Source organism: Brachybacterium sp. ACRRE (assembly GCF_022346485.1).
GTDB classification, from domain to species: domain Bacteria; phylum Actinomycetota; class Actinomycetes; order Actinomycetales; family Dermabacteraceae; genus Brachybacterium; species Brachybacterium halotolerans.
This window is the reverse complement of sequence record NZ_JAKRMO010000024.1, coordinates 24,965-47,145: the sequence shown is the minus strand read 5'-3', so window position 1 is coordinate 47,145 and position 22,181 is coordinate 24,965. Positions and strand designations below refer to the sequence as shown.

At 71.2% G+C, this 22,181-nt stretch carries 21 protein-coding genes; 10 read left to right on the top strand and 11 right to left on the bottom strand.

Annotated elements, in window-relative coordinates; genetic code table 11:
* Positions 1 to 104: 104 nt before the first annotated feature.
* From MHY49_RS08940 to MHY49_RS08920, 5 genes are all read right to left on the bottom strand, one after another.
* Positions 105 to 389: a GlsB/YeaQ/YmgE family stress response membrane protein gene (locus MHY49_RS08940; RefSeq protein WP_239203657.1), complete on the bottom strand. Its 285-nt coding sequence runs from the start codon at positions 387 to 389 to the stop codon at positions 105 to 107.
* A gap of 393 nt (positions 390 to 782) precedes the next feature.
* Entirely contained in the window at positions 783 to 1,970 is a 1,188-nt protein-coding gene (locus MHY49_RS08935; protein ID WP_239203656.1) for a zinc-dependent alcohol dehydrogenase, read from the bottom strand.
* A gap of 37 nt (positions 1,971 to 2,007) precedes the next feature.
* Positions 2,008 to 4,242, bottom strand: a complete 2,235-nt coding sequence (locus MHY49_RS08930) for a catalase (RefSeq protein WP_304502670.1) — start codon at positions 4,240 to 4,242, stop codon at positions 2,008 to 2,010.
* Between the two features lie 44 nt (positions 4,243 to 4,286).
* Positions 4,287 to 5,186 (bottom strand): SDR family oxidoreductase, encoded by a 900-nt coding sequence (locus MHY49_RS08925; protein ID WP_304502669.1) that lies wholly within the window; start codon positions 5,184 to 5,186, stop codon positions 4,287 to 4,289.
* 104 nt (positions 5,187 to 5,290) lie between these two features.
* Positions 5,291 to 5,527 (bottom strand): acyl carrier protein, encoded by a 237-nt coding sequence (locus MHY49_RS08920; RefSeq protein ID WP_239203655.1) that lies wholly within the window; start codon positions 5,525 to 5,527, stop codon positions 5,291 to 5,293.
* A gap of 159 nt (positions 5,528 to 5,686) precedes the next feature.
* Between MHY49_RS08920 and MHY49_RS19345 the strand changes: the two genes are divergently transcribed.
* Positions 5,687 to 7,003 (top strand): cytochrome P450, encoded by a 1,317-nt coding sequence (locus MHY49_RS19345; protein WP_239203654.1) that lies wholly within the window; start codon positions 5,687 to 5,689, stop codon positions 7,001 to 7,003.
* A 17-nt stretch (positions 7,004 to 7,020) separates the two neighbouring features.
* On the opposite strand, the gene MHY49_RS08910 is transcribed toward MHY49_RS19345, so the two are convergent.
* The gene (locus MHY49_RS08910; RefSeq protein WP_239203653.1) at positions 7,021 to 7,257 is read right to left on the bottom strand and encodes a hypothetical protein; all 237 of its coding nucleotides are present in this window, start codon (positions 7,255 to 7,257) and stop codon (positions 7,021 to 7,023) included.
* A gap of 266 nt (positions 7,258 to 7,523) precedes the next feature.
* Positions 7,524 to 8,096, bottom strand: coding sequence for a TetR/AcrR family transcriptional regulator (locus tag MHY49_RS08905; protein ID WP_239203652.1), 573 nt, complete (start codon positions 8,094 to 8,096; stop codon positions 7,524 to 7,526).
* 508 nt (positions 8,097 to 8,604) lie between these two features.
* Here MHY49_RS08905 and MHY49_RS08900 point away from each other — a divergent pair.
* From MHY49_RS08900 to MHY49_RS08875, 6 genes are all read left to right on the top strand, one after another.
* Positions 8,605 to 9,789: an NAD(P)/FAD-dependent oxidoreductase gene (locus tag MHY49_RS08900; protein ID WP_239203651.1), complete on the top strand. Its 1,185-nt coding sequence runs from the start codon at positions 8,605 to 8,607 to the stop codon at positions 9,787 to 9,789.
* Position 9,790: 1 nt separating this feature from the next.
* Positions 9,791 to 10,591 carry an SDR family NAD(P)-dependent oxidoreductase gene (locus MHY49_RS08895; RefSeq protein WP_239203650.1) on the top strand — a complete coding sequence of 267 codons (801 nt, stop codon included), beginning with the start codon at positions 9,791 to 9,793 and terminating at the stop codon, positions 10,589 to 10,591.
* Positions 10,592 to 10,719: 128 nt separating this feature from the next.
* Positions 10,720 to 10,920, top strand: coding sequence for a stress protein (locus MHY49_RS08890; RefSeq protein WP_239203649.1), 201 nt, complete (start codon positions 10,720 to 10,722; stop codon positions 10,918 to 10,920).
* Positions 10,921 to 11,104: 184 nt separating this feature from the next.
* Positions 11,105 to 11,431: a hypothetical protein gene (locus tag MHY49_RS08885; RefSeq protein ID WP_239203648.1), complete on the top strand. Its 327-nt coding sequence runs from the start codon at positions 11,105 to 11,107 to the stop codon at positions 11,429 to 11,431.
* Between the two features lie 121 nt (positions 11,432 to 11,552).
* Positions 11,553 to 13,193, top strand: a complete 1,641-nt coding sequence (locus tag MHY49_RS08880) for an FMN-binding glutamate synthase family protein (RefSeq protein ID WP_239203647.1) — start codon at positions 11,553 to 11,555, stop codon at positions 13,191 to 13,193.
* A gap of 66 nt (positions 13,194 to 13,259) precedes the next feature.
* Complete coding sequence (locus MHY49_RS08875) at positions 13,260 to 15,074, top strand: thiamine pyrophosphate-requiring protein (RefSeq protein WP_239203646.1); 1,815 nt, start codon at positions 13,260 to 13,262, stop codon at positions 15,072 to 15,074.
* Between the two features lie 28 nt (positions 15,075 to 15,102).
* Here the strand turns inward: MHY49_RS08875 and MHY49_RS08870 are convergent, their stop codons facing one another.
* Both MHY49_RS08870 and MHY49_RS08865 read right to left on the bottom strand, forming a co-directional pair.
* Positions 15,103 to 15,816, bottom strand: coding sequence for a GAF and ANTAR domain-containing protein (locus MHY49_RS08870; protein WP_239203645.1), 714 nt, complete (start codon positions 15,814 to 15,816; stop codon positions 15,103 to 15,105).
* A gap of 15 nt (positions 15,817 to 15,831) precedes the next feature.
* On the bottom strand, positions 15,832 to 17,847 hold the full coding sequence (locus tag MHY49_RS08865) for a SpoIIE family protein phosphatase (protein ID WP_239203644.1): 2,016 nt from the start codon (positions 17,845 to 17,847) through the stop codon (positions 15,832 to 15,834).
* A gap of 338 nt (positions 17,848 to 18,185) precedes the next feature.
* Here MHY49_RS08865 and MHY49_RS08860 point away from each other — a divergent pair, with 338 nt between their 5' ends.
* Entirely contained in the window at positions 18,186 to 19,295 is a 1,110-nt protein-coding gene (locus MHY49_RS08860) for a Gfo/Idh/MocA family protein (RefSeq protein WP_239203643.1), read from the top strand.
* Between the two features lie 432 nt (positions 19,296 to 19,727).
* Here the strand turns inward: MHY49_RS08860 and MHY49_RS08855 are convergent, their stop codons facing one another.
* Positions 19,728 to 20,444: a hypothetical protein gene (locus MHY49_RS08855; RefSeq protein ID WP_239203642.1), complete on the bottom strand. Its 717-nt coding sequence runs from the start codon at positions 20,442 to 20,444 to the stop codon at positions 19,728 to 19,730.
* A 130-nt stretch (positions 20,445 to 20,574) separates the two neighbouring features.
* Between MHY49_RS08855 and MHY49_RS08850 the strand changes: the two genes are divergently transcribed.
* The gene (locus MHY49_RS08850) at positions 20,575 to 20,784 is read left to right on the top strand and encodes a DUF2945 domain-containing protein (protein ID WP_239203641.1); all 210 of its coding nucleotides are present in this window, start codon (positions 20,575 to 20,577) and stop codon (positions 20,782 to 20,784) included.
* Between the two features lie 19 nt (positions 20,785 to 20,803).
* Here MHY49_RS08850 and MHY49_RS08845 read toward each other — a convergent pair whose 3' ends face one another.
* Entirely contained in the window at positions 20,804 to 21,538 is a 735-nt protein-coding gene (locus MHY49_RS08845) for a helix-turn-helix domain-containing protein (protein ID WP_239203640.1), read from the bottom strand.
* A 123-nt stretch (positions 21,539 to 21,661) separates the two neighbouring features.
* On the opposite strand from MHY49_RS08845, the gene MHY49_RS08840 reads away from it, so the two are divergent.
* Positions 21,662 to 22,132, top strand: a complete 471-nt coding sequence (locus MHY49_RS08840) for a hypothetical protein (protein WP_239203639.1) — start codon at positions 21,662 to 21,664, stop codon at positions 22,130 to 22,132.
* The last annotated feature ends 49 nt before the right edge of the window (positions 22,133 to 22,181 follow it).

Genomic DNA, 22,181 nt, shown 5'->3' with positions numbered 1-22,181 from the left:
ATCGCAGCCTCCTCATCGGGTGTGCCCGAGCGAAGCCCGCACGGCGAAGCGCCCGCATCCCGACCTCACGGACAGGCGGGGCGCTTCGTCGTCTCCTGAATGAGTCAGCGGCGGCGGCCTGTGGCCAGGCCATAGATGACCATGACAATCAGTGCGCCGATGACAGAGAGCACGATCGTCCACACGCTCCACGGGTCCGAGAAGACGCCGCTGACACCCTTGGACCCGAAGAGCCCGCCGATGAAGCCACCAACGAGCGCGCCCACGACCCCCAGGACGATGGTCGTGCCGATCCCCATACCCTGCTTACCGGGCATGATCGCCCTGGCGATCAAGCCGATGATGGCTCCGATGATGAGCCACGAGATGAGAGCTCCGATGAATCCCATGATGAACACTCCTAGTACATGTGGGCGAAAGGAGGGGAAGTGTCTACCTCCCGCTCCGGTGCTCGCCGACCATATGGCGCATGGCCCAGAGATGCGCAGGCCAGTGAGACCCGATCGCTGTCCGGCCTGCCATGTCGACGTGAAAGCACTGGTAACAGCGTCTCCAGCTCGTGACGGGAATCGCCCTGACCTACCGGTCAGCTCGAGCCCGAACCCGCCCGCCAGCGCAACCGGTGACCTACCGTGGCCACTGGCGGCAGGGGAGCCCTCCGGTGCAGGGGCTGTCCGCCTCGAGCGGGGTCGTCGCTCCGCTCGACCGGCGCCCCCATCCCCCTCGGGAGATGGGGGCGCTCTCCGTTCCAGACACGACCTTCGCAGGTCTCAGCGAACACCTCACCCGCCAACCGACGGCTCCAGCACGACCTTGATGCAGCCGTCGTGCTTGCGGCGGAACAGCTCGTATCCGGCCGGGGCCTCCTCGAGAGGCAGGTGATGGGTGACGAGGTCCGTCGTGCCCAGAGGGTCGTCCGGATCCTCGACGAGGGGCAGCAGGTCCTCGGTCCAGCTGCGCACGTTGCACTGGCCCATCCGCACGGTGAGCTGCTTGTCGAACATCGTCAGCAGCGGCATGGGCGTCGCGGTCCCGCCGTACACGCCGCTGAGCGACAGCGTCCCGCCGCGCCGCACGAGATCGATGGCGGCGCCCAGGGCGGCGGTGCGGTCCACCCCCGCGTGCTCCATCACCGGTCTGCCGAGCGCTCCGGGGAGCCTGCCGACGAGGTTCTGCGCGATCCCGGCCACCGGGTTCCCGTGGGCCTCCATGCCGACCGCGTCGATCACGGCGTCCGGTCCCTCCCCCGACGTCGCCTCGCAGATCGCCTGGATCGCATCGGCGCCCTGGTCGAGCACCTCGACGCCGTGCCGGGCCGCCATCTCCCTGCGCTCGGGCACCGGGTCGACGCCGAACACCCGCGCACCCTCGCGTCGGGCGATCCGCGCGGCGAACTGGCCGACGGGCCCGAGCCCGAGGACTGCCACCGATCCCCCGTCGGGAACATCGGCGTACCGCACGCCCTGCCATGCGGTGGGGAGAATGTCGGAGAGGAACAGATAGCGCTCGTCGGGAAGCTCGCTGCCGACGCGCATCAGACCCGAGTCGGCGTGGGGGACGCGCAGGAGCTCGGCCTGCCCTCCAGGGACCTGCCCGTACAGCTTCGAGTAGCCGAGCAGCGCTGCGCCCGATCCGTACTCGCGCACCTGCGTCGTCTCGCACTGGGACTGCAGCCCTCTGAGGCACATGCTGCATCGCCCGCAGGCGATGTTGAAGGGGACCACGACGCGATCCCCCACCCCCACGTGGGTGACGTCCTTCCCGGTCTCGACCACCACGCCCATGGGCTCGTGACCGATGACATCGCCCCTGCTCATGTACGGGCCGAGGACGTCGTACAGGTGCAGATCGGATCCGCAGATCGCAGTGGAGGTGATGCGCACGATCGCGTCCGCGTCCTGTTCGATCACGGGGTCGGGCACAGTCTCGACGGAGACGCGTCCGGGTGCCTGCCAGGTGAGTGCTCTCATGGTGCCTTCTCCTCGTCGTCGGTCCTCATGGTGCGGCTCACAGGCTCGAGCCGTCCTCAGGCTCCTCGGCGGCTCCGGGGACCGGACCGAATCGCTCCCACACGCGGTGGGCGCTCAGGAACTCCTGTGCATGGCGCACCGCGTCCTCACCGTCGATCGCGACGATGACACCGGCGCTGCCCGCGGACCCGGCTCCCGACGGGTCCGCCTCCGAGGCCCGGCCGGCGGACCCGAGCGCGTCGACGACCTGAGCGCCGTCGGCCCATGCGGCCACCACCTTGCTGTGCCTCCACGCCTCCTGGGCGAGCAGCACGACGCGAGGATCGATGTTCTCGACCGTGCCCGATCCGGCCTTCGCATCGCGCGCGAGCGTCGCATCAGCGGCGGGCGCGGGTGCGCCGGCGAAGGCGACGGCGTCGAACTCCACGGAGCGTGCGGTCGCGAACGTGCGGTCGACGTGCCGACCGAGCAGCTCGCCCGCCCGCGGGGCGATGAGGAACGCCGTCATGCCGAGGGACTCGATGAGCTCGAGCACGGCGCCGAGATCATCGGGCACATGGGCGGGATCGACGACGACGCCGACCTTCCGCCCGTCCACCGGCCAGTGCCGCCCCAGCTGCGAGAGGGCGGGGCTGGCGCCGGCGTCCGCATCGGGCGCCTGCTCGGGGCTGGGAGCGGGCAGCCCCAGGGAGTCGGCGACGTCGGCGCACAGCGACCCGTCGATCCGGGCGAGGCATTCCAGTTGGCGCCGTCGCACGCCCTCGTCGGTGCACTTGCCGAGCTCGAAGGAGTACGCGGCGACGATGTGCTCCTTCTCGACGGGCGTCATCGAGAGCCAGAACATGCGCGCCTGGCTGAAGTGGTCCGCGAACGACGCCGGGCTGCGGCGCTCCTTCTTCGCCGCGGCGACCGGGATCGGGATGTCGCGCACCGCCTCGTCGGAGCCGACGGCGAACGGGCAGCCGCCGTCCAGGGAGTTGGGCTGGTAGGGCGCGATGCCGGTGTGGATCGCCTGCTGCCCGTATCCGTCACGCAGCATGTCGTCCACGGGCGCGTGCGGCCGGTTGATCGGGATCTGGTCGAAGTTCGGCCCGCCGAGCCGCGTCAGCTGCGTGTCGAGATAGGAGAACAGCCGGCCCTGCAGCAGCGGGTCGTCGGTGACGTCGATGCCGGGCACCAGGTGCCCGGGGTGGAAGGCGACCTGCTCGGTCTCCGCGAAGTAGTTGCGGGGGTTGCGGTCGAGCGTGAGCAGCCCGACGGGCTGGACGGGCGCGATCTCCTCGGGGACGAGCTTGGTCGGGTCCAGCAGGTCGATGCCCTCGAACATCTCGTCCTCCTGGTCGGGGAGGACCTGCATGCCGAGCTCCCATTGCGGGAACGCGCCCGCTTCGATGGAGTCGGCGAGATCGCGCCGGTGGAAGTCCGGGTCGACTCCTCCGATGATCTGCGCCTCCTCCCAGGTCAGCGAGTGCACCCCGAGCTTGGGCTTCCAGTGCAGCTTCACCAGCGAGGTCTCGCCCTCGGCGTTGGTGAGCCGGAACGTGTGGATGCCGAATCCCTCCATCATGCGGTACGAGCTCGGGATGCCTCGGTCCGACATCTGCCACATGGTGTGGTGCTGCGCCTCGGTGTGCAGGGAGACGAAATCCCAGAAGGTGTCGTGCGCGCTCTGCGCCTGCGGGATCTCCCGATCAGGATGCGGCTTGGCGGCGTGGACCACATCGGGGAACTTGATCGCGTCCTGGATGAAGAAGACCGGGATGTTGTTGCCCACCAGGTCGTAGACGCCCTCGGAGGTGAAGAACTTGGTGGCGAACCCGCGGGTGTCGCGGACGGTGTCTGCGGACCCCCTGGAGCCGACCACGGGCGAGAACCGCGTGAACACGGGCGTGACACGGCCAGGGGCCAGGAAGTCCGCGACCGTCAGCGATGCGGCGTTCCCGTAGCTCTCGAAGTGCCCGTGGGCGGCCGCGCCGCGGGCGTGCACCACCCTCTCGGGGATGCGCTCGTGATCGAAATGCGTGATCTTCTCGCGCAGGTGGTGGTCCTGCAGGAGCACGGGCCCGCGGGGGCCCGCCTTCAGCGAGTGGTCCGTGTCCGACAGCGGGGAGCCCAGCGCAGTGGTCAGCCGTTCGCCCTGCTGGGCTTCGGAATCAGGATCCTCGACGCCCGGTGCGCCGGTGGCGGTGCGGGGCTGTGAGGGTTCTCCGGCCGCGTGCGGCTGCTCGGGGGTGCGCGGGGCGTCGGGACTGTGCGGTGCGGCGGCCATCATCGGCCACCTCCTTCGGTAGGGGGTGATGCGCTGTGCGGGGACGCTCAGGGCGTCGGCATCCCGCCGTTGACGTTGAGCGTCTCGCCGAGCACATAGCTGGATTCCGGCGAGGTGAGGAAGACGAACGCGGGAGCGAGCTCCGTCGGCTGTCCGGCGCGCCCCAGCGGCGTGCTCTTGCCGAACTCGGGGAGCGCGTCCTGCGGCTGGCCCGCGGAGACCTGGAGCGGCGTCCAGATGGGTCCCGGTGCGACCGCGTTGACACGGATCCCGCGCGGAGCCAGCTGCTGCGCCATCCCCTTGGAGAACGCGTTGATCGCGGCCTTCGTCGAGGCGTAGTGGACGAGGTGGGGCGAGGGCTCGTACGCCTGGACGGAGGTCGTGTTCACGATGGTCGAGCCGGGGCCCAGATGCTCGAGGGCTGCCTGGGTGATGCGGAAGATCGCGGTGATGTTGACATCGAAGGTCGTGGTCCACTCCTCGTCGGAGAGGTCCTCGAGGCGCGGCACCGAGACCTGCTTGCCGGCGTTGTTCACCAGCGCGTCGAGTCCGCCGAGCTCCGAGGCCGCCTCGGAGACGACGCGTCGGCAGGCGTCCGCATCGGCGAGATCCGCGGGCAGCAGCACCGCTCGCCGGCCCGCGGACTCGATCACGCCGGCCACGTGCTCGGCGTCCTCGTTCTCCTCCGGAAGATAGTTCAGGGCGATGTCCGCGCCCTCCCGGGCGAAGGCGATCGCGACCGCGGCGCCGATGCCGGAGTCGGCGCCCGTGATCAGCGCTCGACGCCCCTCGAGCCGTCCGGTGCCGCGGTAGCTGTGCTCGCCGCGGTCGGTGCCCGGGATGAGCTCGGCGTCGAGGCCCGGCTCGGGCTGGGACTGGCGGGGCGGGGTGATCTCCGGGAAGCGGGTGACGGGGTTGCAATAGGTCAGCTGATCGTGCTCGGTCATGGCTCCTCCTCAGGTGCTCAGGGTCCCCGGGCGCCCGACGCCTCGTCCGGGCTCTCCGGTCGGGCAGGGCGCCGCGCGGACTCGTCCGCAGGGTCGTCGGTCGGTCACTGCGGACTGGTGTTGTCCGTGCCCCCGAGGTCCGCCAGGAACTCGTGGCACGCGTGGGCGCGCTCGGCGTCCTGCTCCATCACGCGCTCGAAGAACGCGGCGATCTCCTCCTGCCCCGCATTGCGGGCGTCGCGGGCGTACTGCCCGTAGTCGTGCCCCGCCTTCAGCGAGTGGTACTGCACGGAGATCAGGTCGAAGGTGACGTCGTCGAATCCGGTCTGTCCTGCGGGCATGGTGCTCCTCCTCCATCCGGTGCGCGCCGCGCCGCACGTGAGCGTCGCTGCGCGCGAGCGTCGGTACTCAGGTGCCGAGCAGAAGAACGGCTCGGTCGGTCCAGGCCTACCAGTGCCCTTCCTTGCCCTCAATGCCGAACAGTGAAAGGCCTGGTCGAGGTGCCTTCCGATCGGTCGGCCGCCGCGGCGGTCGGCGCGTATGGTGGCGGCGTCGGCGGCAGCCTCCCGAACGCCGTCGCGGAGGTCACCATGTTCACCATCCCCTTTGACAGCACGATCCGGCTCCTGCGTGAGGGCTACCCCTTCATCTCCTCGCGCTGCGACGCCGAGGGCACCGACCAGTTCACCACCCGGATCGGACTGCGGCCCGTCACCTTCCTGCGAGGTGCCGAGGCCGCCGCACTCTTCTACGACGGGCACCACATGACCCGTCAGGGGGCCATGCCGCACGCCATCCAGCACCTGCTGCAGGACGAGGGCTCCGTGCAGTCGCTCGACGGCGCCGCCCACGCTCGGCGCAAGCGCGCCTTCCTGTCCCTGATGACGCCCGCCGCGATGGCGCGGCTGGGAGATCTCTTCGAGGAGGAATGGGAGCGTGCGGCGCAGAACCCCGGACAGCGGCGCTCGAGGCTTGACGCCATCGTCCGGCCCGTCCTCACACGCGCCGCCCTGCGCTGGGCGGGGATCCCGCTCGAGCGGGCCGACGCGGAACGCCTCAGCGCCGACCTGAGCCTGATGGTGGAGCGCGTGGCGCAGTTCGGCCCTCCCAACTGGCATGCGCGCTGGCGTCGCCGGGGCGTCGAGCGCTGGGCGGCCGAGCTCGTGGAGAGCGTGCGCGCGAGCTCGCTCTCACCCGAGCAGGGCACCGCGCTGGAGGTCTTCGCGCACCACACCGACGAGCACGGTCAGCTTTTGGATCCCGGGACGGCCGCCGTCGAGCTGCTGAACATCCTGCGGCCCATCCTCGCCGTCTCCCTGTTCGTGGAGTTCGCGGCGGTCGCGCTCATCGAGCACCCCCAGTGGCGTCGTGCCTTCGCCGCCGGCGACGAGGACGATCTCGAGCCCTTCGTCCAGGAGGTGCGCCGGTACTACCCCTTCTTCCCAGCCGTCCCCGGGCGGGTGCGTACGCCGTTCACCTGGCGGGGGCACTCGTTCCGGGCGGGCGATCGGGTGATCCTCGACCTCTACGGCACCTGCCACGATCCGCGCCTCTTCCCCGACCCGGATGCCTTCCGACCCGAGCGGTTCCGCGGCTGGTCGTGGGAGGAGCATCCCGACACGCTGATCGCACAGGGGGCCGGGCGCCATGACGTCGACCACCGCTGCCCCGGCGAATGGAGCACCGTGGAGCTCCTGGAGCGCGCCGTGCGCCTGCTCTCCCGCTCCGACGCCTCGGCGCCCGCCCAGGATCTGACGTTCCGCCTCGACCGCTTCCCCACCCGTCCGCGCAGCGGGGTGGTCCTGAACGGGCTCTGAACGGGCTCGCAGCGGGCTCAGGTGCTGGTGGCACCCACCTGCGCCCCGAGATCCGTGCGGGCGCAGTTCGCGCAGCAGTAGACGATCTCTCCTGCCTGCACGCCGTGCCCGATCACGCGGCACCCGCAGTGCGCGCAGCGCGGCGCCATCGCCTGGATCGCGCACTCGAAGCTGTCGAAGACGCCTCGACGCGCCCCCTGCACGACGGTGATCGGTCGGTCGTACTCGTTCTCGCAGACATCGCATCGGGCCATGTCGTCCACCCCTTCGCATGTCGGTCACGGGTCCTCAAAGCTCGCACACGATCCCCGCTCCGCACAGGGGAGGCGGCGTCGACGCGGCACGCGGGTCGAACCCGGCGCGGTGCCGCGAGCGGCGCGGCCATCGTCCGATCGCCGGTGCGAGCTGGGATCCGGTCCGGCAGCGCGCACAGAAGCGGGAACGCGAAGCGCGCGACCGACGGCTCCCTACCGTTCGGAAAGCAGAACGCCGGGGATGCCGCGCTCGGCCCCGCAGGTGTTCACGCTCCGTCCGGGCGACCCCGCAGAAAGAATCCGGCCAGGTCGTGGAGGTCAGTCATGGGCGCATCGTCGTGCGTCGGCCGCTGCATCGTCCGCACCGTCTTCTCGCGCAGCGCGAGGCTCAGCACGAGCGAGAGCAGACTCCGCGCCGCGAAGGCCGGCTCGACGCCCTGGCACAGCTCACCGCTGCGCGCGAGGCGGGCGATGCACTGCTCGAGGACGTGCTCATGCACCCGGTGCAGTCTCGCGATCCGGTACCGCCCGGGATGGTCGTGGCTCACCACGTCGGCGTCCAGCGTGGCCAGCAGCTGGATGGGCGCCGAACACGGATCCCACACCTCCGCGAGAGCACGCCCGAACGACTCTGCGTCCGCGGCGAGCTCGTCGATGCGGTCGAGCGCATCCTGCGCATGAGCCTCCATCCTGTCGACGACGGCGTCGAGCAGGTCCTCCTTAGAGGCGAAGTGGTGGAGCAGGCCGGGGTGGGTGATTTCCACGTGCGCGGCGATGTGGCGCAGGCTCGCACCGTGGTACCCGTACTCGGCGAACACCTGTGCGGCGCCGTCGATCACCCGCTCGCGCCGCGACCCGCGGCCGGCGGGGCTCGCGCCGTCCGCCCGGCTCCGTCCAGGACGCGCCGGCGCGTCGGGCGAGATCTCAGCCGTCGGTCGCGCCGCTCCGGGCCTCGGCGTGCGATGCACCGGCGCCGGTATCACGGGCTCTGCGCCCAGCGGGGCCGCGGTGCGAGCGGCGGCCACAGGGGCCTCGGTCTTCCCAACCCCAGCGGCGCGCTCGACGCGGGGCCCAGCAGGGGGTGTGGGGGACAGCAGACGATCAGCGGTTTCAGGGGTCATGACAGAATCCTCCGAGACATCCTGCGGCTCGACGGCCCTCTGCTGGACCACCTCTGACAGTAGCCCGGCCCTTGCCGGATCACAACAGGTCACCACGGCTCCACACCCTGATGGCCACCGGCCCTGGTCCGCCTCTCGGGCCCCGCGTAGGGTCGCGCCCAGCGCCGACGAGGGTCGGCCTCCGTGCGGAACGCACCGTCACGGACGAGGAGAGGAGTTGGCGAACATGACCTCCTACGACTATCTGATCATCGGCGGCGGACAGGTGAGCGACGACGCCGCCCGCGGTGTGCGCGAGAAGGATCGCGACGGCTCGATCGGCATCCTCAGCGATGACGTCGATGCTCCCTACACCCGTCCGGCGCTCACCAAGAAGCTGTGGACCGATCCGGAGTTCACCGAGGCGCAGGTGCCGCTGGGCACCGCGGAGGCGACCGGCGCCACGGTGCGCCTCGGTGTCCGCGTGACCGCCGTCGACCCGAGCGGGCGCGAGGTGGTGACCGCCGACGGCGAGCACATCGGGTACGGGCGTCTGCTCCTCGCCACGGGATCCGAGCCGCAGGGGCTCCCCGGCGACGAGGACGAGGACGTCATCGTCTTCCGCTCGTTCGCGGACTATCGGGCGCTGCGCCGTCGCGCGCAGCCCGGAGCGCGCGCCGTCGTCGTCGGCGGGGGCTACATCGGCTCCGAGCTCGCGGCCGCGCTGGTCCAGAACGACGTGGAGGTCACCCTCTGCTATCCCCAGGAGGTCCTGGGCGGGGAACAGTTCCCCACCCGGATCGCCCGGCGCCACCAGCAGCTGTTCGAGGATGCCGGCGTGCACCTGATGCCGGGTCGGCGGGTGGACGAGACGCGTCGCCGTGCGGACGGTGCCCTGGAAGCCGTGCTCGACGACGGCACCGCGCTCACGGCCGACGTCATCGTGGTCGGTCTCGGCGCGACCCCGCGCGTGGACCTCGCGGCCCGCGCGGGCCTCGAGGTCCGGGAAGGGGTGGTGGTGGACACCCGCCTGCGCACGTCGGACCCGTCGATCTGGGCGGCCGGCGACATCGCGGAGTACCCCGATGCGATCCTCGGACGCACGCGGATCGAGCACGTCGATCACGCCCGTGCATCGGGTGACGCAGCCGGCAGGTCGATGGCGGGGGACGACGCCCCCTACGACCACACGCCGTACTTCTACTCGGCGATCCTCGGCACCTCGTGGGAGGCGATCGGGAGCGTGCGCGCCGAGCTGCGCACGCACGAGGTCGATCTCGATGCGCAGCGCATGGTCGTCTACTACCTCGACGAGCAGAAGCGTCCGGTCGGCGTGCTGCTGTGGAACGTCGAGGGGGCGCGGGATCGTGCGCGCCAGGTCCTCGCCGACGCACCGACCGACCCGGAGCAGCTCGACGGAAGGATCCGCTGACATGGACATGGGCCTCGAGGGACGGACCGCGCTCGTCACCGGCGGCGACTCGGGCATCGGCTGGCACACCGCGAGGGAGCTCCTCGCGGAGGGCGCGACCGTCGTCCTCACCGATCTCGACGAGGACGCGCTCGACGCCGCCGCACGAGGTCTGCAGGCGCCGCCCGGCAGACTCGTCCACCACCGGGCCGACATCACCAGCGTCGAGGCCCTCCGCGCGCTCGGGCGCTTCGTCCGCGAGACCGTGGGCGAGATCGACATCCTGGTGCACTGCGCGGGGATCACGGGCGCACAGGGTCTCTTCCACGAGATCGACGACGAGGGGTGGGTGCACACCCTCGAGGTCGACCTGCTCGGCGCGGTGCGCGTGACCCGGGAATTCCTCCCCGATCTCCGACGGGGCGGCTGGGGCAGGATCGTGTACCTGACCTCGGAGGACGCCGTGCAGCCCTACGACGACGAGCTCCCCTACTGCGCAGCCAAGGCGGGCGTGCTCGCCCTCGCGAAGGGCCTGTCGCGGTCCTACGCGACCGAGGGGCTGCTCGTGAACACGGTGTCCCCCGCGTTCATCCGCACTCCGATGACCGACGCGATGATGTCGCGCCGCGCCGAGCAGAGGGGAACGGACGTCGACGAGGCGATCGGATCGTTCCTCGAGGAGGAGCGCCCTCATCTCGAGCTCCGTCGGCGCGGTCGGCCCGAGGAGGTCGCAGCGGTCGTGACCTTCCTGTGCTCGGGGCGCGCGTCGTTCGTGAACGGCTCAAACTACCGCGTCGACGCGGGGTCGGTCGCGACGATCTGACTCGGGGCTCACCGGCTTACCGCTCGGTCCCGAGCATTGCCGAGTGCTCCCTCGCCTCCGTAGCGTCGAAGACGAGCACGGAGCTCACGCCGGTCCTCCGACTGGTGCATGACACGAAGGAGATCGACATGGCTGACACGAACAACCCCGGGCAGTTCGGCAACCGCGAGGACACCGAGCAGCAGGCCCACAAGGGCGGCGAGGCGAGCACCGGCAGCTTCGGCGAGTCGAACGCCGCCGACCCGCAGGAGGCCGGCCGCGAGGGCGCGGAGGCACAGCCCACCGAGGCGAAGCGCGAGGGCGGCCGCAACAGCGGCCAGGGTTCCTGACCCGCACCGCGCTCCGGTCGACCGCCGGGCGGCGGGCCGCACAGCGGTCCGCCGCCCGGCGCGTCCGTGCCGAGCGCGCGCGTCCAGTGCGCTGCCGCCCCGGGCACGAGCCCACGATCCGAACCACGGTCGCCGCGCCATCGAGCGGAAGCCCGGCGCTCCGAGCAGAACGAAGGCCTCCCACATGTCCCACAAGATCTCCATACTGGTGCGCGCGGACGTCGACAGCGAGGTGGTCACGATCCTGGTGACCGGCTGCCTCACCGGCGCCACGCGCGAGGTGCTCGCGCGCCAGATCGAGCGGGCCCGCCTGCTGGACCCCGCCTCCCCGCTCGTCGTCGATGCCCGAGACGCCCAGCACGTCGACCCGATCGCGCTCCAGCTCCTGCGCTCCCGGGTGGACAACCCGGAGGACCAGGACACCCGATGGCACCGCTCGGTCCCGGTGCGCTTCCTGCTGCCGTCGCCGCTCCCCCGCTGCCCGCTCGACGAAACCATGACACCGTCATGAGGCGCCGCACCCAGGGCGCGCTGGGTTCGGACACCACCAGATGTGCCGCGCCTGTGCAACGATCGAAGGGATCATCGGCGCTCGATGGCGCCGCACACCCCGACGACGAGGTGCACGCCCCATGACCTCCCGACGCCCTTCCCGCGCCGCTCTCGGCCTCGCCACGACCGCCCTGGCAGCAGCCGGAGTCGCCGCGCTCGGTGCGCGGGACCTCCTGCAGCGCAGGCACTCGATCCTGCGGATCTACCCCGTGGTGGGTCACGCGCGCTGGGCCTTCGAGGCGATCCGTCCCGAGATCCAGCAGTACTTCATCGAGAGCAGCACCGATGGCCGTCCCTTCGACCGGGACACGCGCACGATGATCTACCAGCGTGCCAAGGGCCTCGGGGCGGAGGACGCCTACGGCACGCAGAACGACATCACGGGCGCGGGCTACGACCACATCCTGCATGCCTCGAGCCCTCGCGAGCCGAGCAGAACTCCCCCGCGGGTGCGTCTGGGCGGGCCCGACTGCACTCGCCCCTACGACACGGCGATGCTCAATGTGTCCTCCATGAGCTTCGGGTCGCTCTCCGCGAACGCCGTCTTGGCGATGAACCTCGGCGCAGCGCTGGGCGGCTTCGCCCAGGAGACCGGGGAGGGAGGCCTCACGCGATACCACCTGGAGCACGGCGCCGACATCATCTGGGAGATCGGCACCGGGTACTTCGGCTGCCGCACGCCCGAGGGCCGCTTCGACCCCGACGAGTTCGCCCAGAAGGCCGCGAAGCCCGAGGTCAAGGGCATTCTCATCAAGCTCAGCCAAGGCGCGAAGCCCGGAGTGGGCGGCGTGCTCCCCGCTGCCAAGATCACCCCGGAGATCGCACGTGCGCGTGACGTCCCCCAGGACCGCGACTGCGTCAGCCCGGCCGCCCACAGCGCGTTCTCCACCCCGGCGGAGATGATGCGCTTCGTGGCGCGGCTGCGCGAGCTGACCGACGGCAAGCCCATCGGCCTGAAGCTCTGCGTGGGCGACCGCTCGGAGGTGCTCTCGATGTGCAAGGGCATGCTGGAGACGGGCATCACGCCGGACTGGATCTCCGTGGACGGGGCGGAGGGCGGCAGCGGCGCCGCCCCGCTGGAGCTCGAGGATCATGTCGGCACCCCGCTCACGGACGGCCTGGTGACCGTGCAGAACGCCCTGGTCGGCACGGGCCTGAGGGACCGGGTGGCGATCGGCTGCTCGGGGAAGATCGCAGGCGGCAACGACATCATCCGCCGCGTGGCACTGGGCGCGGATTTCTGCAGCGCCGCACGCCCCATGATGATGGCGACCGGGTGCATCCAGGCCCAGCGCTGCAACACCAACACGTGCCCCAGCGGAGTCGCCACCCAGGATCCCCGCCGCTCACGTGCCGTGGTCGTCCAGGACAAGGGGCCCCGGGTGATGCGCTACCAGCGGGCCACCGTGCTCTCGGCGATGCAGCTGCTGGCGGCGATGGGACTCGAGTCGTTCGACGACCTCGGCCCACGCCATGTGCTGCGGCGCATCGACCCGGCACGCGTGATGACCTTCGAGGAGCTCTACCCCTGGCTCGAGGAGGGCGAGCTGCTCGACGGCGCCCGCGACGCCGCCTGGGCCCATGACTGGGAGATCGCCGACGCCCACCGCTTCCGGGGCGCCCGCCCTGCCCACCAGCGCCATCGCAAGCATGGCCGCGAGCACGACCGGGCGGAGGGACACCCCGAGGATCCGCATCGGGGCAGTCCGCAGGACAGCTGAGGGCCAGCACCCGGCCTTCTGCACACCAGGGGCCGCGCATGGGCGCGACCGGACAAGGAGAGCATCATGGCCGAGACCACCGTCAGCGACTTCATCATCGACCGGCTGATCGCCTGGGACCTCCACCGGTTCTTCGGGTACCCGGGCGACGGCATCGGAGGCTTCGACGGAGCCCTCGAGCGCGCCGAACGCTCCGGAAAGGACTTCCGGTACATCCGGCCCACCCACGAGGAGATCGCCGCGTTCCTGGCGACCGCCCACGCGAAGTTCACCGGCGAGGCGGGGGTGTGCATCGCAACGTCAGGACCCGGTGCGGTCCATCTGCTGAACGGCCTCTACGACGCGCGCATGGACAACCAGCCGGTGCTCGCGATCGTCGGCCAGCAGGCGCGGGTCTCGATCGGCACCGACTTCCAGCAGCAGCTGGACCTCGAGCGGCTGTTCCAGGACGTCGCGGGGTACGTCGAGACCGTCACCACGCCGATGCAGGCGCAGACCGTGCTGGACCGCGCCCTGCGCATCGCGACGGCCGATCGCTGCCCGACCGTGGTCATCCTCCCCGCCGACGTCCAGGACGAGCCCATGGAGGAGCCCGCCGACGCCCACTTCGTCTCACGCACCGGCATCGGGCGTCCCTCCACGCGTCTGCTGCCCCCGGCCGACGAGCTCCGCCGCGCGGCCGAGGTGCTCGGCGCCGGATCGAAGGTCGCGATGCTCGTGGGCGCGGGCGCCGCAGGCGCGACCGACGAGGTGCTCGCGGTCGCGGACCGGCTGGGCGCCGGCATCGTGACGTCGCTGCTGGGCAAGGACGTCGTCCCCGGGGACGTGCCCCATCACACGCAGCAGGCGGGTCTGCTGGGATCGCGCCCCAGCTACGACATGCTCAAGAACTGCGACACGCTGCTGATGATCGGCTGCAGCTTCCCGTACACCGAATTCCTCCCCGCCACCGGGCAGGCGCGCGGAGTCCAGATCGACCTCAAGGCACAGAACCTCAGCCTGCGCTACCCGATGGAGGTCAACCTGCTCGGGGACGCCCGCAGCACCCTCGGCGCCCTGCTGGAGCTCCTCGAGCGCCAATCGGACCGTTCCTGGCAGCAGGGCATCGTCGACGGCATGCGCGAGTGGGATGAGGTCACCGGGCGCCTGGCCGCGACCACGGCCGATCCCACCAATCCTCGGTACGTGTTCCAGGAACTGAACGAGCGCCTGCCCCGGAGGGCCATCGTCACCGCCGACGCCGGCAGCACGGCCGACTGGTACGGCCAGCACATCCGGCTGGGCCGCGACATGATGGGGAGCCTCTCAGGCAGCCTGGCCTCGATGATCGCTGCCATGCCCTACGCGCTCGCCGCGAAGTTCGCGCATCCTGACCGACCGGTCATCTGCACGATCGGCGACGGAGCCTTCCAGATGCTGGGTATGAACGAGCTCCTCACCGTCAAGCGCCACTGGCAGGAGTGGGAGGATCCGCGCTTCATCGTGATGGTGCTGCACAACGACGACCTCACGCAGGTGTCGTGGGAGATGCGTGAGGCCGGCGACCCCCGCTACGACACCAGCCAGCTGGTCGAGGACATGGACTACGCAGGGTATGCGCGGCTGCTGGGCCTCACCGGGATCAGGGTCGAGGACCCGGCGGACGTCGGACCGGCCTGGGATCGGGCGCTCGCGGCCGACGGACCCGTGGTGCTCGACGTGCTCACCGATCCGAACGTGCCGCCGCTGCCGCCGCACGTCACGCTCGACCAGGCGCGCTCGATGGCGCAGTCCCTGCTCAAGGGCGATCCGGCCGAGCGCCGGGTGATCGTGGAGTCCGCCCGCAGCGTCGCGGCGGAGCTGTTCGCCACGGCGAAGCACGCCGTCACGCGCGATCGCTGAGGGGCGCGGTCCGCGCCTCCCCTGCCTCTCAGCCATCGGTCCCCGTGGGGAGGGCGCCGCTCTCGGTGACGTCCCTGGCGATGTCGCGCAGCTTGCGGTTCAGATGGTTGCTCGCGACCCGGAGGAGCTCATAGGCCTCGTTCTCGGAGATCCGGTGCAGGGCCATGAGGATCCCCACCGCCGCGCCGATCTGCCGGCTGGTGGTGAGCGCCGCCCCCAGCGTCGCGGCGCGGTCGGCGCTGTCGGCATGGGCGATCATCACCGACGCGTGGATGGCGAAGAGGCTCGCGGTCGCGACGGCCTCGTCGTCCAGCCCGTCGCTCGATGCGGAATACAGGTTCAGCGCCGTGGGCGAGGGATCGTCGAGCAGATGGAAGGAGAGCGCGCCGCGCACGGGACTGTGCTCGAGGACGTGCGCCCTGAAGCGCGGCCATCTGGTCTCCTGTTCGAAGTCCCGGCTCAGGACGGGCTCGTGCATGCGCGCGGCGTCCAGGCAGGGCCCCTCCCCGAACTCGTACTGGCACTCGTCGACCTCGCGCACGACGTCGTCCAAGCGAGTCAGGCTGAAGGCGGGACGGTTCTCGGGGCGCACCGTGATGCCGGCCCAGTCGCACCCGTCGATGGAGGACGTGGCGAGGTCCACCAGGCGCTGGCGCGCGGTCGACGCCGCACCGCCGGCGTGGAGGAAGGCGCTGAGGTCACGGAAGTCTCGGGCGAGGTGCTCGATGCTGTCGGAAGGCATAGGAGGATTGTCCTCTCAGGACGCTGGTGCGGTGGACCCTGGGTCGCGGGGCGGGCCGTCGTGGATGTGGGGTTCGCTCCAGGGCAGGCCGACGACGTCCAGCACGGACTGCGCGGGCGTCCCTGAGGAGGCGATGAGGCACAGCTCGTGACCATGCGCGTCGTGGCGCGCACGCAGATCGAGGAGGACCCGCACGGCCGAGCTCGCGAGCAGCTGCAGACCCGAGAGATCGACCGTGAGGTCGCGGAAGCCGCCGCGACCGCTGCGGCCGAGCTGCTCGGTGAGGTGCTCGGTGCAGGAGATGTCGGCAGAGCCCCTGAGCACGAGACGGGACGGATCGCGTTCGTCCTCGGTGATCTCGAGTCCGTCGTGATCGTCGCCCGGAGGGGAGGGCGTGCGCCCCTGGGGCATGGTGAGGTGGGGCGGGTGCCTCAGCGCTCGGCGCATCACGACGCGGCTCCCAGGGTCCCCCGGACGGCCCCGATGCGCGATCCGCAGGCGGTCGGTGGCGGACTCTGCGATCCACAGGCCGCGTCCGCTGGTGACTGAGGGCTGGGTGCGCTCGTCCCAGGTTCCCTCGTCGATGACGGATACTTCGAGCACACCGTCCTCGCCGAGAGCGGCGTCGACCCGCACTGTCGCGATGCCCTGCTCCGGGTAGGCGTGCTCGATCGCGTTCGTGAGCGTCTCGGTGATGGCGAGATCGAGCCCCTGCAGCTCCTCCGGCGAGAGGTCGAGCGGCCTCACCCACTCGCTCAGCCTCCCCCGAGCCTCGAGCAGTCCGTCCACGGTCGCTGGGACCACGACCCGCACAGGCAGCTGGGGAGAGGCCAGCACATGCGCCGCGAGCGTCGTGATGTCGTCGTACCCGGTGCGCGAGAGCAGCTCGACGGCGAGCTGGCAGATCCGCTCGGCGGGAGAGGATGGGGATCCCGTAGGCAGGGCGGTGTCGCGGACGGCGTCCCGGATGACCTCCTCCACGGCTCCCAGGCCCTCGTCGAGAGTGTGCCCGGCGCGCTCGATCAGCCCGTCGCTGAACAGCAGCAGCGTCTCCCCCGGCGCGATGGGCGCCGAGGCCGAGCGCACGGGGCCGCCGGTTCCCAGCGGCGTCCCGCCGCTGGGCGCGAGCTGCCGGCTGGACGCGTCAGCGCCCACCAGCAAAGGTGCTGGATGCCCGCAGGTGCTGTAGTCGATGCGGCCCTCGCGGACGTCCAGCACCGCCGCGCAGAGGGTGCTCGCACGCATATCGGAGCTGATGGAGGCGAACTCATCCGCGCGCTGCACCGCCTCCCTGAGGTCTGAGGATCGTGTGATGAACTCCCCGAGAATCGCTCGGAGCCGCCCCATCGCCGCCGATGCCGCCACTCCGCGGCCGACGATGTCCCCGACGACCAGGGCCAGACGCCCGCCGCCCAGCGGGATGGCGTCGAACCAATCACCTCCGGTGGCCCGTTCGCGGTCCGCGACCAGGTAGCGGGCGGCAGTGCGCACCGCCGGCAGAACGGGGAGCGACGGAGGCAGCAGTGCCTTCTGCAGTTCGACGACGGTCTCGTGCGCCTCGTCGTACCGGCGCTCCGCCGCGGCCGTCGCGGACTCCGCGCGGCGGCGCTCCAGCACCCTGTCGGTGACGTCGATCTGCTGGAGGACGACACCTGTGACCTGACCCTCCGCATCCTTCTGCGGTGTCAGCACGAAGTCCCGGTAGGACTCCCACGTGCTGCCGTCGGCATCGGACGGCGTGCGCCACTCGTGCGCGGTGACCTCCTCGCCGGTGCGATAGGCCTGCTCCACGATCTCGAACAGGCGCTGCCCCTCGAGCTCCGGGAACGCCTCACGCACGGTCGCGCCCACGGGGTGCTCACGCCCCGTGAACCGCCGATGGGCGGCATTGGCGGCGACGACGCGGAGCTGCGGGCCGTGCAGGACGACGGTGGGCACGGGCAGGTCGTCGAAGCCGTCCCGCACCGCGCGGGACTCCCCTACGCGGCGGTCGAGGTCTGCCTCGTCGCTGTGCTCGATGCGTGGCGTCATGCTCGTCCACCTCCTGGGGGCGGTCCGGGCCGATGCGGGTCGAGGACGGGCCAGGGCGCTCGCGAGTCGAGGGCGGGCCGGGCCGTCGCGAGCGCTCGGTCCATGGCCGGACGCCTTCGAGCATGCCACGGGGCGTCGAGCCGTGGAACGGCCACGCGGTGCGGTCGATCGCCGGGGGACGCGCGGCGCGGACACCCGCACTCACTGCGGACGCCCCGGTGATACGCTCGCAGCACTTATCTATAGACCCGAAATCAACTCCTTGCACCGGGGGCGATTCGCCACCTGACCGAGGTTTCCGGGTCGCCTGTCAGCGCCGACGGAAGGGCCGCTCCCCCATGACCTCTCAGAACACTCCGATCCGCGCCGGCGTCGTCGGCATCGGCTGGGCCGGCCAGCAGCACATGGCCGCCTACGACGCGGCGCCCGGCGTCGAGCTGGTCGCGATCGCCGGCATGGAGGACGACGTCCGCGCCGAGCTCTCCGAGCGCTACGGGATCGAGGCGACCTACCGCGACTGGGAGTCGATGATCGCCCGCGGCGACCTCGACGTGGTCAGCGTCGCCGTCCCGACCTTCCTGCACGCGCCGATCGCGATCGGGGCGCTGCGCGCTGGCGCGCACGTGCTCAGCGAGAAGCCCATCGCCCGCACCGGCGAGGAGGGCCAGGCCATGGTCGACGCCGCCCGCGAGGCCGGCCGGGTGCTCGAGGTCGTGTTCAACCACCGTCGTCGCGGCGACATCGAGGCGATCGCCGCGGCCGTCGAGGACGGCACCGTCGGCCGGCCGTACCACGCACGCTCCATGTGGCTGCGCCGCGCCGGGATCCCCGCGCTGGGCAGCTGGTTCACGAACGCCGAGATGTCCGGCGGCGGACCCCTCGTGGACCTCGGTGTGCACGTCCTCGACTGGACCCTGCACATCATGGGCGAGCCGCGCGTCACCGCGGTCTCCGCCGTCACCCACGCCGAGCTGGGCCCGAGGGGCCTGGGCGGCGCCGTCGGCGGGGCGAAGTCCGGCGCCGACTCCGCCTACGAGGTCGAGGACCTCGCGAGCGCGCTGCTGCGCCTCGAGGAGGGCGGCTCGATCATGCTCGAGACCAGCTGGGCGACCCACCGCGCCACTCCCGACCAGTTCGGCATCACCCTCTACGGCACCGAGGGCGGCGCAGACCTGAAGGTGGAGGGGTACGCGCCCTCGGGCGAGCTCACGATCTTCACGGGCGACGGCGAGGAGGCGACCGACACCCCGGTCACCGCCCCCGAGGGCCGGGGCCACGGCGCCGTGGTCGAGCGCTTCCTCGAGCACGTGCGCGACGAGGCGTCCTGGGCGCAGCACGACGGCGGCGTGGGCCTCAGCCGCGCCCGCATCGTCGACGCCTGCTACGCCTCCGCGCGGCAGGGCCGCGAGGTCCGGCTCGACGAGAACGGGGAGATCGTCGAGAGCTGAGCGCTGGGGGCGCATAGCGCCCACTGCCCTCGCCGCCGCCCCGCATCTGCGGCCGAGGGGCACACCGCTCCGACGTGCGTGCTACGGAGGGGTGCACCGCTTCACCGTGCATGCCCCAGAGGGGTGCATCGCCGCTGCACATGTCACCGAAAGGCGTATGTGCGACATCCCGTGCCAGATCTCGCACGGATGTCGCGTATAGGCCGGCCCATGACACGGGACGTGGCGCCATGGCTCACCGCGGGTCGGGGCGACACCGATCGGGGGCGCGCACTCGGCCCGTCCGGCCCTGTCCGCCACTGTCCAGCCCTGACCGGACTGCCCAGGCCCGCCCGGGCGCCCGGGTGTCCGGTTGTCCGGTTGTCCGGGCCTGCCCGGATGCCCGGGTGTCCGGGTGTCCGGGCCTGCCCGAACCCGTCCTCCTCGCGCCGCTCAGGCCCCGTGCTCCGAGCGCAGCAGGAGCAGCGACTGCAGCCAGGAGTGATGTGTGCTGGTCAGCGCCACGATGCCGTCGACGATGACCACGATCCCGCCCGTGGCGAGCAGCGCCGAGAAGATGAGCAGAAGGGCCCGTCGGCGCGGGCCGAAGAAGTTCTCGAGGGCGCGCAGCGCGCGGGTGTGCAGTCCGAACTGGGAGAGCACGGTGACGGTGACCAGCGGCAGCTGGTAGATCACGTTCCAGGCCACCAGCAGCACGATCTCCTCGAGCAGGCTGTGGGTCTGCATCGCCAGGCCCACCGCGATCGTGAAGGTCGGGTCAGCGAACGTGGTCAGCGAGAGCAGCAGCCCGCCGACGGCGAGCGAACCCACCTGGTCGATCGTGTGGTGGTCCTTGGGCGGTCGCGGCCGCAGGGCGCTGCGGCACTGATAGGCGGCGAAGCCGATCAGGGCGCAGCCCACGACCAGCTGGATGACCGAGACCCGCACCCCGGAATCGAGCACCGGGGCGACCCAGCGGCCGGCGAAGACGAGGATCGGCTTCAGCACGAGGGTCACCGCGAGCACCGCGACGGCGTATCCGCCCAGGAAGTAGAGCAGGTGCAAGGGGCGCATCCCGCGCGCGAGGAACGTGGCGGCGATGACGCCGCCCAGCACGTCCATGGTGACGACGGCGAGGCCGAAGAAGGTCAGCAGGCCCGCGAGCGTCATGCCGCCGAGAGTACAGGCGCCGCGTGGCACGATGGATCCGCCGAGGGGGCGAGGACCGGGGCCGACGATCGGACCCCGGTCGGACTCGGGACGGCCCTCGTCGGGCTCCTCGGCCGATGGGAGGCGCACGATGACGCAGTTCGCGAAGGGCGACCACGTGCAGTGGAACTCGGAGGCCGGCATGGTCTCCGGCGTGATCACCGACGTCCACGAGGAGGACGTCGAGTTCAAGGGACGCACGCGGCACTGCAGCCCCGAGGATCCCCAATACGAGATCCGCAGTGACAAGACCGATCACGTCGCGATGCACAAGGGCGGGGCGCTGACGAAGATCGAGTGACCCGGCGGTCCGACGAGGCTCAGCGGGCGTCGGCGGTCTTCGCCGCCCGGATCACCACGCAGCAGCGCCCGGCGCGCGGGCACAGCTCCGCACGCTCAGGGTCCTCTCCCCTGCCCTCGAGCACTCCGCCGAGCATCGCGTGGTTGAGCCCGCACACGAGCTCGGTGTGCGTCGCGCTCAGGCGATGGAACGGGCAGTTGCGCAGGTCAATGTCCCCGTCTGGGAGCTGCGCGGGCTCGTAGCCCCGTGCGCGCAGCACCGCGAGCAAGTCTTCGTGGGCGCTCGAGGCCGCACGTCCCTCTGCCGCCGCGGCCCGTAGGAGCGCGCGCTGCACGGCGCCGTCGCCGTCCTCGTCGAGGGCCGAGGCGAGGAGTTCCGCGAGCAGCTCGTAGTTCCGAGGCGGCACCGACACGATGCGCTCCTGCTGCACGCGCGAGTACCGCTTCGCCGGACGGCCCGCGCCGGGGCCGCCCTTCCCCTCCGGACGCGCATAGGTCGCCGTGCAGAGCCCCGCCTCCACCAGACGGTCCAGATGGTAGGCGGCGAGCGTCCGGCTGATCCCGGAGGCCGAGGCCGCCTCGTCTCGGGTCACTGGTTCGTCGGAGGCGGCGACGATCTCGTAGAGCCGTCGACGCGCAGGGTCCGCGAGCGCGGTCAGGTCGCTGAGCCCGTCGCCGTTCGCCGCCTCGACGCCGGCTCCGGCGTCGACTCCCGTTCCGGAATCGGGCGCGCCGCCCCCTGACTCTCGGTCCACGGCAGCTCCTCCCGTCGGCTCGTCGCGCTGCGTCCGCCGACTCTAGCACCAAGCGTTCTTGACAAACCTTCACCGCGGGCAGACTCTAATAAACACCATTGTTGTTTTTAGAAGGAGCGCCCCATGTCCCCCACTGCGACCCCCGATTCGTCCGCCTCCTCCGCAGCGGCCCCGGCTGCCGCCGGCACTACCCCGCTGTCCGACGCGCTCCGCAGGGACCCGGCGCTCGCAGCGTTCTGGGTTCTGCGCGTGGGGTTCGTCGCACTCCCCCTGCTCATGGGCCTGGACAAGTTCACGAACCTGCTCACCGACTGGCCGGGCTACCTGGCCCCGTGGATCGTCGGCATCCTGCCCATCGGCGCCCAGACCGCCATGCATCTGGTCGGCATCGTCGAGATCGTCGCGGGCATCGCGGTCGCCGTGCGTCCGCGCCTCGCCGCCTGGGTGGTCGCCCTCTGGCTGCTCGGGATCATCGTGGATCTCTTGTCCTACTCGGGCTTCTTCGATGTGGCCCTGCGCGACGTGGGCCTGCTCGTCGCCGCGATCGCGCTCGGCCTGCTCTCCAGGACGTACAACCGCCCGCAGAGGCGGTGACCCGGTGGGAACCGCTCCCGACCCGCTGCACGTGGGCACCGAGATCGCG